Origin of the sequence: Pseudomonas sp. UV AK001, assembly GCF_046097675.1 — a bacterium.
Classification (GTDB): domain Bacteria; phylum Pseudomonadota; class Gammaproteobacteria; order Pseudomonadales; family Pseudomonadaceae; genus Aquipseudomonas; species Aquipseudomonas kribbensis.
Genome location: NZ_JBJUVZ010000012.1, coordinates 56,460 through 70,520 on the forward strand (window position 1 = coordinate 56,460; position 14,061 = coordinate 70,520).

Annotated in this window: 15 protein-coding genes; 5 read left to right on the top strand and 10 right to left on the bottom strand. The window is 61.5% G+C overall.

The features are described from left to right. Nucleotides 1–41 precede the first annotated feature (41 nt). The 3 genes from paoC to paoA are packed head-to-tail and all read right to left on the bottom strand — an operon-like array spanning nucleotide 42 to nucleotide 3,831. The gene (gene paoC, locus ACKLNA_RS26325; protein ID WP_408987577.1) at nucleotides 42–2,240 is read right to left on the bottom strand and encodes an aldehyde oxidoreductase molybdenum-binding subunit PaoC; all 2,199 of its coding nucleotides are present in this window, start codon (nucleotides 2,238–2,240) and stop codon (nucleotides 42–44) included. Then, nucleotides 2,237–3,193, bottom strand: a complete 957-nt coding sequence (locus ACKLNA_RS26330; protein WP_408987578.1) for an FAD binding domain-containing protein — start codon at nucleotides 3,191–3,193, stop codon at nucleotides 2,237–2,239. Before ACKLNA_RS26330 ends, paoC begins: the two co-directional genes overlap by 4 nt. Beyond that, nucleotides 3,190–3,831, bottom strand: a complete 642-nt coding sequence (gene paoA / locus ACKLNA_RS26335; protein WP_085708662.1) for an aldehyde dehydrogenase iron-sulfur subunit PaoA — start codon at nucleotides 3,829–3,831, stop codon at nucleotides 3,190–3,192. The genes ACKLNA_RS26330 and paoA overlap by 4 nt, the downstream gene beginning before the upstream one ends. A 281-nt stretch (nucleotides 3,832–4,112) precedes the next feature. On the opposite strand from paoA, the gene ACKLNA_RS26340 reads away from it, so the two are divergent. Then, entirely contained in the window at nucleotides 4,113–4,322 is a 210-nt protein-coding gene (locus tag ACKLNA_RS26340) for a hypothetical protein (RefSeq protein ID WP_085708661.1), read from the top strand. A 42-nt stretch (nucleotides 4,323–4,364) separates the two neighbouring features. On the opposite strand, the gene ACKLNA_RS26345 is transcribed toward ACKLNA_RS26340, so the two are convergent. Then, a complete protein-coding gene (locus ACKLNA_RS26345) occupies nucleotides 4,365–4,637 on the bottom strand; it encodes a hypothetical protein (RefSeq protein WP_096822863.1) in 273 nt (90 codons plus the stop codon). Nucleotides 4,638–4,867: 230 nt separating this feature from the next. On the opposite strand from ACKLNA_RS26345, the gene ACKLNA_RS26350 reads away from it, so the two are divergent. Continuing rightward, on the top strand, nucleotides 4,868–5,932 hold the full coding sequence (locus tag ACKLNA_RS26350; RefSeq protein ID WP_408987579.1) for a hypothetical protein: 1,065 nt from the start codon (nucleotides 4,868–4,870) through the stop codon (nucleotides 5,930–5,932). 18 nt (nucleotides 5,933–5,950) lie between these two features. Then, nucleotides 5,951–6,304 (top strand): DUF1428 domain-containing protein, encoded by a 354-nt coding sequence (locus ACKLNA_RS26355; RefSeq protein ID WP_408987580.1) that lies wholly within the window; start codon nucleotides 5,951–5,953, stop codon nucleotides 6,302–6,304. 15 nt (nucleotides 6,305–6,319) lie between these two features. Here ACKLNA_RS26355 and ACKLNA_RS26360 read toward each other — a convergent pair whose 3' ends face one another. Next, nucleotides 6,320–6,514, bottom strand: coding sequence for a hypothetical protein (locus ACKLNA_RS26360; protein ID WP_007957125.1), 195 nt, complete (start codon nucleotides 6,512–6,514; stop codon nucleotides 6,320–6,322). A gap of 107 nt (nucleotides 6,515–6,621) precedes the next feature. Between ACKLNA_RS26360 and thpR the strand changes: the two genes are divergently transcribed. Beyond that, nucleotides 6,622–7,161, top strand: coding sequence for an RNA 2',3'-cyclic phosphodiesterase (gene thpR / locus ACKLNA_RS26365; protein WP_408987581.1), 540 nt, complete (start codon nucleotides 6,622–6,624; stop codon nucleotides 7,159–7,161). A gap of 124 nt (nucleotides 7,162–7,285) precedes the next feature. Here thpR and ACKLNA_RS26370 read toward each other — a convergent pair whose 3' ends face one another. The 5 genes from ACKLNA_RS26370 to ACKLNA_RS26390 form a co-directional block, all read right to left on the bottom strand. Further along, the gene (locus tag ACKLNA_RS26370; protein ID WP_085708656.1) at nucleotides 7,286–8,383 is read right to left on the bottom strand and encodes a polyamine ABC transporter substrate-binding protein; all 1,098 of its coding nucleotides are present in this window, start codon (nucleotides 8,381–8,383) and stop codon (nucleotides 7,286–7,288) included. Between the two features lie 101 nt (nucleotides 8,384–8,484). Further along, nucleotides 8,485–9,369, bottom strand: coding sequence for an ABC transporter permease subunit (locus tag ACKLNA_RS26375; RefSeq protein WP_085708655.1), 885 nt, complete (start codon nucleotides 9,367–9,369; stop codon nucleotides 8,485–8,487). Further along, nucleotides 9,366–10,247, bottom strand: a complete 882-nt coding sequence (locus ACKLNA_RS26380; protein ID WP_371321054.1) for an ABC transporter permease subunit — start codon at nucleotides 10,245–10,247, stop codon at nucleotides 9,366–9,368. Before ACKLNA_RS26380 ends, ACKLNA_RS26375 begins: the two co-directional genes overlap by 4 nt. A 29-nt stretch (nucleotides 10,248–10,276) precedes the next feature. Then, a complete protein-coding gene (potA, locus tag ACKLNA_RS26385; protein ID WP_007957110.1) occupies nucleotides 10,277–11,419 on the bottom strand; it encodes a polyamine ABC transporter ATP-binding protein in 1,143 nt (380 codons plus the stop codon). Between the two features lie 219 nt (nucleotides 11,420–11,638). Continuing rightward, entirely contained in the window at nucleotides 11,639–12,400 is a 762-nt protein-coding gene (locus ACKLNA_RS26390; RefSeq protein WP_114882239.1) for a gamma-glutamyl-gamma-aminobutyrate hydrolase family protein, read from the bottom strand. Nucleotides 12,401–12,682: 282 nt separating this feature from the next. On the opposite strand from ACKLNA_RS26390, the gene ACKLNA_RS26395 reads away from it, so the two are divergent. Further along, complete coding sequence (locus ACKLNA_RS26395) at nucleotides 12,683–14,059, top strand: glutamine synthetase family protein (RefSeq protein WP_085708652.1); 1,377 nt, start codon at nucleotides 12,683–12,685, stop codon at nucleotides 14,057–14,059. Nucleotides 14,060–14,061 lie beyond the last annotated feature (2 nt).

Sequence of the window (14,061 nt, forward strand, 5' to 3'; positions counted from 1 at the left end):
TGAATAGCGCACTAGCACCCCATGCTGGTGCGCGAGCGGATTCAGATCATCGGCGGCAGCGAATCGAGAATTTTGTCCAAGGTAATCGGATACTCCCGCACCCGCGCACCAGTGGCGTTGTAGATCGCATTCGCCACCGCCGCGCTGACCCCGCAGATGCCCAGTTCGCCCACGCCCTTGGCCTTCATCGGCGAAGAGATCGGGTCGGTTTCATCGAGGAAAATCACCTCCTGATGCGGGATGTCGGCGTGCACCGGCACTTCATAGCCGGCCAGGTCGTGATTGACGAAAAAGCCCAGGCGTTTGTCCACCGACAGCTCTTCCATCAGCGCTGCCCCTACGCCCATGGTCATCGCGCCGATCACCTGGCTGCGGGCGGATTTCGGGTTGAGAATCCGCCCGGCAGCGCAGACCGCGAGCATGCGTCGCACACGTACTTCACCGGTCGCGGCATCGACCGCGACTTCAACGAAATGCGCACCGAACGTCGACTGCTGATACTGCTTGGCGAGGTCGGCGAATTCGATGCTGTCCTCGGCTTCAACCGCCCCGTTTTGCGCGGCGTTGCGCAACGGCACCTGTTTGTTGCCGAGCTGCACCTGGCCATCGGCGAACACTGCGTCACCCTCGGTCATGCCCAGTTTTGCCGTCACCGCTTCGCGCAGTTTCATGCACGCGCCGTAGACCCCGGCGGTCGAGCAATTGGCGCCGAACTGGCCACCGGAGCCGGACGACACCGGAAAACTCGAATCCCCCAGATGCACCACCACATCCTCCAGGCCCACGCCCATCATCTCGGCGGCAGTCTGGGCGATGATGGTGTAGCTGCCGGTGCCGATATCGGTCATGTCGGTTTCCACGGTGATCTTGCCGTCGCGCTCCAGCCGCACGCGGGCGCCGGATTTCACCAGCAGGTTGTTGCGAATCGCCGCCGCCACGCCCATGCCGATCAGCCAGCGACCTTCGCGACGGGTGCCGGGCGTTGCATTGCGCTTGTCCCAGCCGAAGTGTTCGGCGCCGGTTTGCAGGCATTCGATCAGGCGTCGCTGGGAGAAGGGTCGCTCGGTTTTCACCGGATCGACCTGGGTGTCGTTGAGGATGCGGAACTGGATCGGGTCGAGCTTGAGCTTTTCCGCCATCTCGTCCATGGCGATCTCCAGCACCATCAACCCCGGGGTTTCGCCGGGGGCGCGCATGGCGTTGCCTTCTGGCAGATCCAGCGGTGCGAGGCGCATGCTCACCAGTCGGTTTTCCCCGGCGTAGAGCAGTTGGCTCGGCTGCGCGGCGACTTCGACCTTGCCCTCGGCCAGGTTGCCCGACCAGCCTTCATGGGCGATGGCGGTGAGTTTGCCGTCCGCCGTGGCGCCCATGCGGATGCGCTGGATGGTGGCCGGGCGGTGGGTGGTGTTGTTGGCAATTTGCGGGCGGGCGAGGGCGACTTTCACCGGGCGGTTGGCCAGGCGCGCGCCGAGGGCGGCGAGGATCGAGTCGGCGCGGATGAACAGCTTGCCGCCGAAACCGCCGCCGATGTAGGGCGAAATCAATCGCACTTTCTCTTTGGGCAGGCCGAGGGTGGTGGCGACGTCGCCGACGCTCCAGGCGATCATCTGATTCGAGGTCCACAGGGTCAGATGATCGCCTTGCCACGCGGCGAGTGTCGCGTGGGGTTCCATCATCGCGTGGGATTGGTCCGGGGTGCTGTAGGTCTGGTCGAACTGCACCGGGGCGGCAGCGAATGCCGTGGCGAAATCGCCGTGTTTGACGTCCGGCAGTTCTGCCTTCGGCTCCTTGCCCTGATCGCGTACGGCGGCCAGATCGAACTGGCCTTTATCCGTCGCGTACTCGACGTGCACAAGCTGCGCGGCGGCCCGTGCCTGTTCGAAGGTTTCTGCGACCACCAGCGCCACAGCCTGGTGATAGTGCTGCACCTCGGGGCCGGCCAGCAGGTGCGCGGCGTTGTATTTGCCCTTGCCGAGTTTGCCGGCATTGGCGGCGGTGACGATGGCCAGCACGCCGGGGGCGGCGTGGGCCTCGTCCAGATCCATGCGGGTGATGCGACCCTTGGCGATGGCCGCACCGACCATGACGCCGTAAGCCTGATTTTTCACTGCTTCATGTTGTTCGTAGGCGTAAGGCGCCTGACCGCTGGTTTTCAGCGGGCCTTCGATGCGGTCGGTGGGTTTGCCGATGACCTTCAACTGGTCAATCGGATTGGTCGCGGCGGGCGTGTCGAATTTCATGCTTCGTCCCTCGCTTGGGCCAGCACCGAGGCGAGCGTGCGCTCCACCAGCGTTACCTTGAACTGGTTGTCATGGGTAGGCGTGGCACCGTCGAGCAGGCGTGCACTGACGGCTTTCGCACCTTGGGGCAGCAGCGCTTCTGCGGCCTCGACCCGCCAGGGTTTCGGGGCAACTCCACCGACGGCGACGCGGCCGCTGCCGTCCTTTTGCAGAATCAATCCGACAGACATCAGCGCGAAGGCATAGGACGAGCGATCCCGCACCTTGTGATAGACGTGGGTGCCGCCAACCGGGGCGGGCAGGGTAACGCCGGTGATCAATTCGCCGGGCGTAAGCGCGGTTTCGATATGCGGCGTGCTGCCGGGCAATGAGTGGAAATCGGCCATGGCGATGCGCCGGGGGCTGCCATCGGGTTTGAGGGTTTCGATCTGCGCATCCAGCGCCCGTAGGGCAATCGCCATGTCGCTGGGGTGAGTGGCGATGCACGCGTCGCTGACGCCGATGATCCCCAGCTGTCGGGTGACCCCGCCAATCGCTGCGCAACCACTGCCGGGATTGCGTTTGTTGCAGGCCTGATTGGTGTCGTAGAAGTACGGGCAGCGGGTGCGTTGCAGCAGGTTGCCGGCGGTGGTTGCCATGTTGCGCAACTGCCCAGAGGCCCCGGCAAGCAGGGCCCGCGAAAGCAGGGCGTAGTCTTTGCGCACACGCGGGTCGGCGGCCAGGTCGGTGTTACGTACCAGCGCGCCGATGCGCAAGCCGCCGTCGTCGGTCGCTTCGATCCTGTCGAGTCCCAGATGATTGACGTCGATCAACTGCGGCGGCGTTTCGATATCGAGCTTCATCAAGTCCAGCAAGTTGGTGCCGCCGGCGATGAATCGCGCGCCTTGCGTTTGCGCCGCTTGGGCAGCGGCTGCGGCGGGGGAATCGGCGCGACTGTAATTGAACGCTCTCATGCCGAGACCTCCGCGACTTCGCTGATGGCTTCGATGATGTTGGAGTAGGCGCCGCAACGGCAGATGTTGCCGCTCATGCGCTCCTGCAACTCGCTGGCGATCAGTTGCGGCGGTTCGGTCAGACTGGGGCTGGCGTGGCTGGGAATGCCGTCGCGGATTTCCTTGAGCACCGCCACCGCCGAGCAGATCTGCCCCGGCGTGCAATAACCGCACTGATAACCGTCATGCTTGATGAACGCCGCTTGCATCGGATGCAGGTGGTCCGGCATGCCGAGGCCTTCGATGGTGGTGACCTTGGCGCCGTCCTGCATCACCGCCAGGGTCAGACACGAATTGATCCGCCGGCCATCGACGATCACCGTGCAGGCGCCGCACTGGCCGTGGTCGCAGCCTTTTTTGCTGCCGGTCAGGTGCAGGTGTTCGCGCAGGGCGTCGAGCAGCGTGGTGCGGGTGTCGATATCAAGGGCCTGCGGCGTGCCGTTGACTTCAAGCGTCACTTTGCTCATGGCCGGTTGCTCCAGACTGGCCGCATAGGCCTTGAGGCTGATGAAGGGCGGCAGCGCAAAGGCTGTCGCTGTCACGGCGCCGAGAATCAGGAACCGGCGTCGGGACATCCCCGATGGCGGATGATCGTTCATGGCTGGGCTTCCTCTGATCAGGTCGGCGGGTCGCGAATGACCCGCACGCATGCCGGCGTGGTTGCCAGTCTTGGTCTGTTCTAGGAGTGACCGCGGGGGAGAGGAAAAGGTTTTGTCGGATGTTTGCTCTCGCACCCCGCGTCCCGAACAGAGGCAAACAAGACGATCAACGGTCATGGAGCGTCAGTGAATCATCGGTGTTTTCCCCGGTCGAAAACGCGGCTGCGCGCACCGCGCTGACCACTTCCGTCGTCAAGACCTTGGTTTTAGGGAAATTCTGAATGATGCGTGCAACAAGCCTGTTGCTGACTGTTTCTGCCGCCGTACTGCTGGGCGGTTGTGTGGCGGACTTTGATGATGACTACCGCCATGGCCGGCATTACGACCGCGATCATGGCCGTTATTACGACCATGACCGGCGTTGGGATGATCGCGACTATGACCGTCGAGACGGGCGTCGCTACCATCGCGGCGATAACGACGACCAGTAATGAGCAAAAAGGGGCGTTCCCTCACGGGAACGCCCCTTGGCATTAAAAATGAGCGTTCGCCCGGACGCTGGATCGCGCAGGCACGGAGGCCTCGATGTCCAGCAAATGGGTGGCGAGTATGTCGCTCAGAAAACGGAACTGATCGTTGAGGCCCACCACTTCATTGCTGAAGTGATTGCTCGCGGCGGGCATCAGCAGATCTTCGAAATCTTCGTTGAACACCAGCGGCTGTGTCTTCAGCGACACCACGTGCTGGTCGTAATAGTTGTTGCCGAAGACCGGGAAGCTCACGGCGAGGGTGACGGTATGACTCATGATGTGAACTCCTCGTGGTGTGTGTCTCGGATGGGTGAATCCTGCGCCGGACGCGTCTGATGCGGAAGGCAATCGTCGTAATGGTGATCATCGACGTCAGTGATGGTTGGAACAAAAGCTGAAATCCCGCGCCCGGATCGAGGATCGATACAACCGGACAAACGGCTGAAACCCGCACCTATACTCAAGTCGTTACCTCCAGATCTGACCCACCAAAGGACACCGCCACCGTGAACCTGCGTGCGCTGATCGTCGCCGCACTGATGTTGCTGGCCGGTTGCGCGAGTTCGGCGCGGGGCCCGGCAAGCGCGCCAGCGGTGGTGGTTTCGCCGGCCACCTGGCAGCAGATCGACCGGGATATCGTTGTGGCTTCCCGGCAGTCCACCGAACAGGTCAAGGCTTTTGCCCGCGGTTCGATGGAACATTGGCGCATTCGGGTCTATGAGCAAACTGAAGAAAAATTCATCCCGTGGTTCAGCAGCTACTGGACCCAGGAATGGCTGTCGATGAAGGTCAGCTGGTACACCCTCAGCGCCGGGGGGGAGCAGGATGCTTCGTCCAAGCGCCTGGCTGCCTATTTGCTGGAGCAATATCAGGAGCGAGTGCTGGCGCCGGTGGCTCAGGAGATCGACCCGGACGCGATCCTCGCCCAGTCCACCGCGTTCTACGCGCAACTGATGGCGCAGCAGATGCCGGTCATCGCCCAGCGCTACGGCGTGCCGGTCGCGCAGCTCAACGGGCATTTGCAGAAAATCCCCGCCATCGCCCTCGGCCCGCCACCGGCCCGCGATGCCTCGCTGTATCAGGTCGTCAGCACCGAGCCGTTGAACACCTTGCCGGCCTATGCCGCGCTGATCGACAAGATCCACACCGAAGGCGGGGCCAAGGGCATCGCCTCGACCGATGCCGGCATGGCCCCGGTGGCCAAGCGTGCCAGCCAGCGCATGGAGGCGGAGATGGCACCCCGGGGCGCGGCCAGCGCGGTGGCGGCGGCGGCCGGCAAACTTGTCGGCGGAGTGATCTCGGTCGGCGTGGCGGGCATCCGCGCCATCCTTCAGGCCAATGATCGCCCGGACAGCGAAGCACTGATCCGCAGCAGCCTGGGCAACACGTTCGACAAGGCCTGGCTGAAACTGGTACAGAACCCGACGACCGGCGTGATGGCCGGCACGCTGCACATGGCGGCGCAGGTCGAAGGCAATCTCGGGGGAGCAGAGGAACCGTCGGTCGGATTGGGCGCCACACCTGTCGAATGGCATCCGCCTGAGTCGACTACTCAGCAGATCAATCCCTAAACCCGCAGGAGCACGACCATGGCTTACATCGATGTTTTTGTCGCACCCGTTCCGAACGCCAATCGCGAACAGTACAAAAAACACTGCGAAATCGCCGAGAAGCTGTTCAAGGAATACGGCGCTCTGGAGGTGGTTCAAGGCTGGGGTGATGACGTGCCGGACGGCAAGGTCACCTCATTCCCGATGGCGGTGAAACTCAAGGAAGGCGAAACCGTGTCGGCCGGCTGGCTGGTCTGGCCGGACAAGGCCACCCGCGACGCCGGTATGGGCAAAATGATGGAAGACCCGCGTATGCAGCCGGACGTCAATCCGATGCCGTTCGATGGGATGCGGATGATTTTCGGTGGCTTCAAGAACGTTCTCGAGTCTTGAGGCAGAACAGCCGGATCACTCCGCCGACGGGGTGATCCGGCAGCCTTTGCGGTTACGAATCTGCTCGTCCGTCGGCCGCTCGCGCACGAATTCGAAACGCGGTTCTCCCTCGCTGTAATGCACTAGCCAGCCCCATTCCAGTTCGCTTTCATCCTGTCCGGGATTCGGTGGCCGAGCCCACCAGGGTTCTTTGCTGAGGATCTCGCGCATGACGTCCTCCGGTTGATGGCAATCGTTGAACTATAAACCCCATGCCGAGAGTCGCCAGAAACGGGCGTGTAGAATCCAGGGGTCTCGACGAACGAAGGAGCGTGGCCATGACGTACGAAACACGCGGGGATCAACCGTTCAAGCGGCTGTTCTTTGCCCTGGACTGCCCGCCGGCACAGCGCAAGGCGATTGCCCAGTGGCGCAGCGAACTGGGTTTGCGTGCCGGCAAACCGGTGCCAGCGGACAACTTTCACCTGACGTTGCTGTTTCTCGGCGCAGTGCCGTTGGCGCAGATTGGCGAAGTCTGTGAGGCGGCGTCCAAAGTGCGCACGCCGGGCGAGGCGTTGAGGATTTCACTGGACCGGTTGCAGGTCTGGCATCGCGCCGGGGTGTTGTCGCTGGCACCGGAGCAGGCACCTGCGGGTTTATTGCGACTGGTTTACGGACTGGAGCAGGCGATGCTGCCGTTCGGATTTGAAGAGGCGACGCGGGAGTATCGTCCGCACCTGACGCTGGCCCGGGACTATCGCGCTCCGGAACCGGAGTCCGCCACGCCGCCGGAGTTCTTCCTGCGGGCCGAACGCTTTGCGCTGTTCGAATCCCACAAGGGCCGTTATCGAATTGTTCAGGATTGGCCGCTGACCTGAGCCCACAAAAAAAGGCGCCCGAGGGCGCCTGAATTCACCTGAACCGAGGGAGGCCAGGTGAGGCCGTTCAGAGCGAGGGTGCAGCGGTGGTAAGGCGCTGCGTGAACGGGAAATCGATGTGTGTTTATTTGCCGAGTTTTACCCGGGTCCAGCCCCGGGTCATGATCCGTTGCGTGGCAATCGGCTGGTCCGGCACCGCGTACAGCGTGGCCATCACTTCCTGCGACGGGTACGAGCCCGGGTCGTTGCGGATCGCTTCGTCCACCAGTGGCGTGGCGGCGGCGTTGGCGTTGCTGTAGCCGTTGCTGTTGGTGATCTCGGCGATGATGTCCGGACGCATCAGGAAGTCCATGAACAGGTAAGCGTTCTCGACGTTCGCCGCATCGCGCGGGATGGCGACCATGTCGTAGAAGCTGCCGGCACCTTCCTTGGGAATGCTGTAGTCGATCACCACGTTGTTGCCCGATTCCACCGCGCGGGCCTTGGCCTGCAGCACGTCACCGGAGTAACCGACCGCCACGCAGATGTTGCCGTTGGCCAGGTCCGAGATGTATTTCGACGAATGGAAGTACGCCACGTTCGGGCGAATCTTCATGAACAGCGCTTCGGCTTCCTTGATGTGCGCGGTGTCCTTGTCGTTCACCGGATAGCCCAGATAGTGCAGGGCCGCCGGGATCATTTCGGTCGGCGAGTCGAGGAAACTGATGCCGCAAGCCTTGAGCTTCTCGGCGTTTTCCGGTTTGAACAATAGGTCCCAGGAATTGGTCGGCGCGTTCTTGCCGAGCACTTCCTTGACCTTGGCCGGGTTGAAACCGATGCCGATCGAGCCCCACATGTACGGGAACGCATGGGCGTTGCCCGGATCGCTGGCGGAGGCGTTTTTCAGCAGCACCGGGTTGAGATTCTTCCAGTTTGGCAGCTTCGATTTGTCCAGGGTCTGGTAGACCCCGGCCTTGATCTGCTTGGCCAGGAAACTGTTGGACGGCACCACGATGTCGTAGCCGGATTTACCCGCTAGCAGGCGCGCCTCGAGGGTTTCGTTGCTGTCGAACACATCGTAGGTCACGCGGATGCCGGTCTCGTCCTCGAACTTCTTGACGGTGTCCGGGGCGATGTAGTCCGACCAGTTGTAAACGCGCAGCACCTTGTCGTTGGCCTGGGCGCCCGTGGCGATTGCGCCCAATAAGGACAGTGTCAGCAGAGTCCTGCCAAACATTTTCATCGGTACAACTCCATTCTTTTTATTCAAAAGCTTTATTCAAAACACAAAGCAGAATTTCAGTGAATCGGTGGCGGGGGAGAGCCTCCCTCGCCACCCGGTACTCAGGCTGTCGCTGCCACTCGTTGAGGTTGCGGCTGCTGCCACGATTCGTTGGCGGTCTGATCCATCGCTTCCTGAATCGCACGCTTGCGGTTGGCTTCTGCCTTGCGGCCGAAGTACCAGACGAGGAAGGTCACCAGCGACACCGCCAGCAGAATCAGGCTGGCCACGGCGTTGATCTCGGGCTTCACACCCAGACGCACGGCCGAGAACACTTCCATCGGCAGAGTGGTTGAACCAGGACCGGAGACGAAGCTCGCCAGCACCAGGTCATCCAGCGACAGGGCGAACGACATCATGCCGCCCGCCGCCAGCGACGGCGCGATCATCGGGATGGTGATCAGGAAAAACACCTTGAACGGTTTCGCGCCCAGATCCATCGCCGCTTCTTCGATCGACAGGTCCAGCTCACGCAAGCGGGCGGAGACTACCACCGCCACATAAGCGGCACAAAACGTGGTGTGGGCGATCCAGATCGTGACGATGCCACGCTCCTGCGGCCAGCCGATCAGTTGGGCCATCGCCACGAACAGCAGCAACAGCGACAGACCGGTAATCACCTCAGGCATCACCAGCGGCGCGGTCACCAGGCCACCGAACAGCGTGCGACCCTTGAAGCGCGTCACGCGGGTCAGCACGAACGCGGCGAGGGTGCCCAGTGCCACTGCGGCGACAGCGGTGTAGCAGGCGATTTCCAGCGAGCGCACCACCGAGCCCATCAACTGAGTGTTGTCGAGCAGGCCGACGTACCACTTCACCGACCAGCCACCCCAGACCGTCACCAGTTTCGAGGCGTTGAACGAGTAGATCACCAGAATCAGCATCGGCAGATAGATGAACATCAGGCCGAAGATCAGCATGAACTTTGAAAATCCGAAGCGTTTCATCCCCGTCCCTCCATCTCTTTGGCCTGGCTGCGGTTGAACAGCAGGATCGGCACAATCAGGATCAACAGCATCACCACCGCCAGAGCAGACGCCACCGGCCAGTCGCGGTTATTGAAGAACTCTTGCCACAGCACGCGACCGATCATCAGGGTCTCCGGGCCACCCAGCAGCTCCGGAATCACGAACTCGCCCACCACCGGAATGAACACCAGCATGCAGCCGGCGATGATGCCGTTCTTGGCCAGCGGCACGGTGATTTTCCAGAAGTTGTTGAAGTTGCTCGAACCCAGATCCTGCGCGGCTTCCAGCAGGCTGCCGTCGTGCTTCACCAGGTTGGCGTAGAGCGGCAGCACCATGAATGGCAGATAGGCGTAAACCACGCCGATATACACGGCCGTGTTGGTGTTGAGGATCTCGATCGGGTGATCGGTGAGCCCGGTCCACATCAGAAACGCGTTGAGCAGACCGTTGTTGCTGAGGATGCCCATCCACGCGTAAACGCGGATCAGGATCGCGGTCCAGGTCGGCATCATGATCAACAGCAGCAGGACGTTTTGCGCTTCCTTGCTGGCCTTGGTGATTGCGTAAGCCATCGGGAAACCGATCACCAGGCACATCATCGTGCTCAGTGCCGCGACCTTCAGCGAACCGAGGTACGCCGACAGGTACAGCTCGTCTTCGCCGAGCATGGTGTAGTTGCCGATGTTCAGGAACAGCTGGAATTTCTGTTCGGCGTAGGTGTAGATCTCCGAGTACGGCGGGATCGACAACGCGGCTTCCGAGAAGCTGATCTTCATCACCAGGAAAAACGGCAACATGAAGAACAGGAACAGCCAGATGAACGGGATGCCGATGACGAACTTTCGCCCGCTGGGCACCAGGCGCAGGAATTGCTGATTGAAGGTTCTCATGAGCGCAGTACCACGCCGCTGTCGTCTTCCCACCAGACGTAGACCTTGTCGTCCCAGGTCGGACGCGCGCCACGGCGTTCGGCGTTGGCCATGAACGACTGGACGATCTTGCCGCTCGGCAATTCGACGTAGAACACCGAGTGGCCGCCGAGGTAGGCGATGTCATGCACCTTGCCTTCGGACCAGTTGTAGCGGGTCTCCGGCTTGATCGTGCTGACCAGCATTTTTTCCGGGCGGATCGCGTAAGTGATCGACTTGTCCTGCACTGAAGTGCTGACGCCATGACCGACGTAGATCTTTTGCTGCAAGTCCGGGCTGTGAATGATCGCGTGACCCTCAAGGTCCTCGACCACGGTGCCGTCGAAGGCGTTCACGTTGCCGATGAATTCGCAGACCATGCGGCTGACCGGCGCTTCATAGATGTCGACCGGGCTGCCGATCTGGGCGATCCATCCCAGGTGCATGATCGCGATGCGCTCGGCCATGGTCATGGCCTCTTCCTGGTCGTGGGTCACCATCACGCAGGTCACGCCGACGCGCTCGATGATTTCCACCAGTTCCAGCTGCATCTGCGAACGCAGCTTTTTATCCAGTGCGCCCATCGGTTCGTCGAGCAGCAACAGCTTCGGCCGCTTGGCCAGGGAGCGGGCGAGGGCCACGCGCTGACGCTGGCCGCCGGACAGTTGATGCGGGCGGCGCTTGGCGTATTGGGTCATGTGGACGAGGCGCAGCATTTCTTCGACGCGGGCGTCGATTTCGCTGGCCGGCAAACGGTCCTGCTTGAGGCCGAAGGCGATGTTCTGCGCAACAGTCATGTGCGGAAACAGGGCGTAGGACTGGAACATCATGTTGATCGGCCGCTCGTACGGCGGCATGTCGGTGATGTCGACACCGTCGAGCAGAATGCGTCCTTCAGTCGGCCGCTCGAAACCGGCGAGCATGCGCAGCAGGGTCGATTTGCCCGAGCCGGAGCCGCCGAGCAGGGCGAAGATTTCGCCCTGATGGATCTCCAGGGACACATCGTCCACCGCAGTGGTTTCGTCGAACTTCTTGGTGACTCGATCGACTTTCACCAGAACCTTTTTCGGTTGCTGATGACCTTCAAGAGCCTTCCTGTAAGTGCTGGAGGCGTTTGCCATGTGAAACTCCCAACAGGTTTCAGTCGCCGGGCCAACGCGGCCTGGCTTAAGAGTGGATTGCAGACCCGCACCGTGCGGGTTGTTCGGCGCCGCCGTCCTGGCTGCCGGGTGGTGCTTTTTGTTTTCGCGGTGTGTTGCTGATCGCGGATGACGGATGCGCAAGCGCGCAGCCGCCGACCCCGCGGGGGCAGTAAATGGTTTTGCAATCGTTGGGTGGCGTCAGCGCTGGTTGCGTCGCGCCGCACGCTGGCGGCAGGCCTCGCCGAACGCCTGGAAAATCCGCAGGTAGTTCGGGTTGTCCAGTACCTGCCATTCCGGGTGCCATTGCACGCCAAGGGCGAAGGTCGGGCTGTGCTCCACCGAGACCGCCTCGATCAGGCCGTCCGGCGCCACGGCTTCGGCACGCAGGCCGGGAGCGAGGCGGTCGATGCCCTGACTGTGAATCGAGTTGACCTGGAATTCACCCGGCAGCTCCAGCGCTTCGAACACGCCGCCGGGCAGCACCGACACGGCATGAGCCGGGGCGTATTGCACGGCGACATCCGGGCTGTCGGCTTCGCGGTGATCGAGCATGCCCGGCAGCTCATGCACCTTCTGGTGCAGGCTGCCGCCGAACGCCACGTTCATTTCCTGGAAACCCCGGCAGATGCCGAGTACCGGAACGCCCGCCGCGATGGCTGCACGCAATAGAGGAAGGGTAGTGGCATCCCGCGCCGGATCGTGATCCGTGCCGGGAGCGCTGGCCGGGCCCTGATAGTGGAAGGGTTCCACATTGGACGGCGAGCCGGTCAGCAACAGACCGTCGAGCTGACCCAGCAGGTCTTCGATTTCAGTCAGTTTGCCAAGGGAAGGAATGACGACGGGCAACCCTAGCGCCGCAACGCTGACAGCGCGAACGTACTTGTCGCCGCTGATGTGATAGGGGTGCAGGCCAATCTGTTTGACGCACGCAGTAACGCCGATCAATGGCTTGAATGCCATTTTTATTCACCTCGAAGTTTGACACTTGAACGAGCTTTTCCGGAGCTTAGCCTCGTTGATTTTAATTAACAACTCCCATGTAAAAAATTCTAAACGCCGTTCATCAAATCGTCATCAAGACCGGGGCTCTGGCGCCTGCGTTGGCACGAGAGTGTTAAAAAAAGCCCGAAAAATAAACGCTGAACGGCCAGGTGTTCGCTATTGACTTCACTTTGCCGTTCGGGTTGACTGGCTCCGCGAAACAGCAGTGAACATAATAATTAACAGCTAAATAGGTGCATCATGTCGGTCCCTCTGCGTGCCGTTCAACTCAACGAAGCAAACGCATTCCTTAAGAAACATCCTGAGGTTTTGTACGTCGACCTTCTGATTGCAGACATGAACGGTGTGGTGCGCGGCAAGCGCATCGAGCGCACCAGTCTTCATAAGGTGTACGAAAAAGGCATCAACCTGCCGGCCTCGCTTTTCGCCCTCGACATCAATGGCTCCACGGTGGAAAGCACCGGTCTGGGCCTGGACATCGGCGACGCCGACCGTATCTGCTACCCGATCCCGGGCACCCTGAGCATCGAGCCTTGGCAGAAGCGTCCGACCGCTCAACTGCTGATGACCATGCACGAACTGGAAGGCGAGCCGTTCTTCGCCGACCCGCGTGAAGTGCTGGCCAACGTGGTGCGCAAATTCGACGAACTGGGCCTGACCATCTGCGCCGCGTTCGAACTCGAGTTCTACCTGATCGACCAGGACAACGTGAACGGCCGTCCGCAATCGCCGCGTTCGCCAGTCTCCGGCAAGCGTCCGGTATCGACTCAGGTTTATCTGATCGACGATCTCGACGAATACGTCGACTGCCTGCAAGACATCCTCGAAGGCGCGAAAGAGCAGGGCATTCCTGCCGACGCCATCGTCAAGGAAAGCGCCCCGGCGCAGTTCGAAGTCAACCTGCACCATGTTTCCGATCCTGTTAAAGCGTGCGACTACGCCGTCCTGCTCAAGCGTCTGGTGAAGAACATCGCCTACGACCACGAAATGGACACCACCTTCATGGCCAAGCCGTATCCGGGCCAGGCGGGCAACGGTCTGCACGTACACATTTCGATTCTGGACAAGGAAGGCAACAACATCTTCGCCAGCGAGGATCCCGAGCAGAACGCCGCGCTGCGCCACGCGATCGGCGGTGTGCTGGAGACCCTGCCTGCGCAAATGGCGTTCCTGTGCCCGAACGTCAACTCGTACCGTCGCTTCGGCGCGCAGTTCTATGTACCGAACTCGCCGAGCTGGGGCATCGACAACCGCACCGTGGCCGTCCGTGTGCCAACCGGTTCGGCAGACGCCGTGCGCATCGAGCACCGTGTCGCCGGTGCCGACGCCAACCCGTACCTGCTGATGGCTTCGGTGCTGGCCGGTATTCACCACGGCCTGACCAACCAGATCGAACCGGGCGCCCCGGTCGAAGGCAACAGCTACGAGCAGAACGAACAGAGCCTGCCGAACAACCTGCGCGACGCATTGCGTGAGCTGGACGACAGCGAAGTCATGGCCCGCTACATCGACCCGATGTACATCGACGTGTTCGTCGCGTGCAAGGAAAGCGAGCTGGCCGAGTTCGAAAACTCGATCTCTGACCTTGAGTACAACTGGTATCTGCATACCGTTTGACG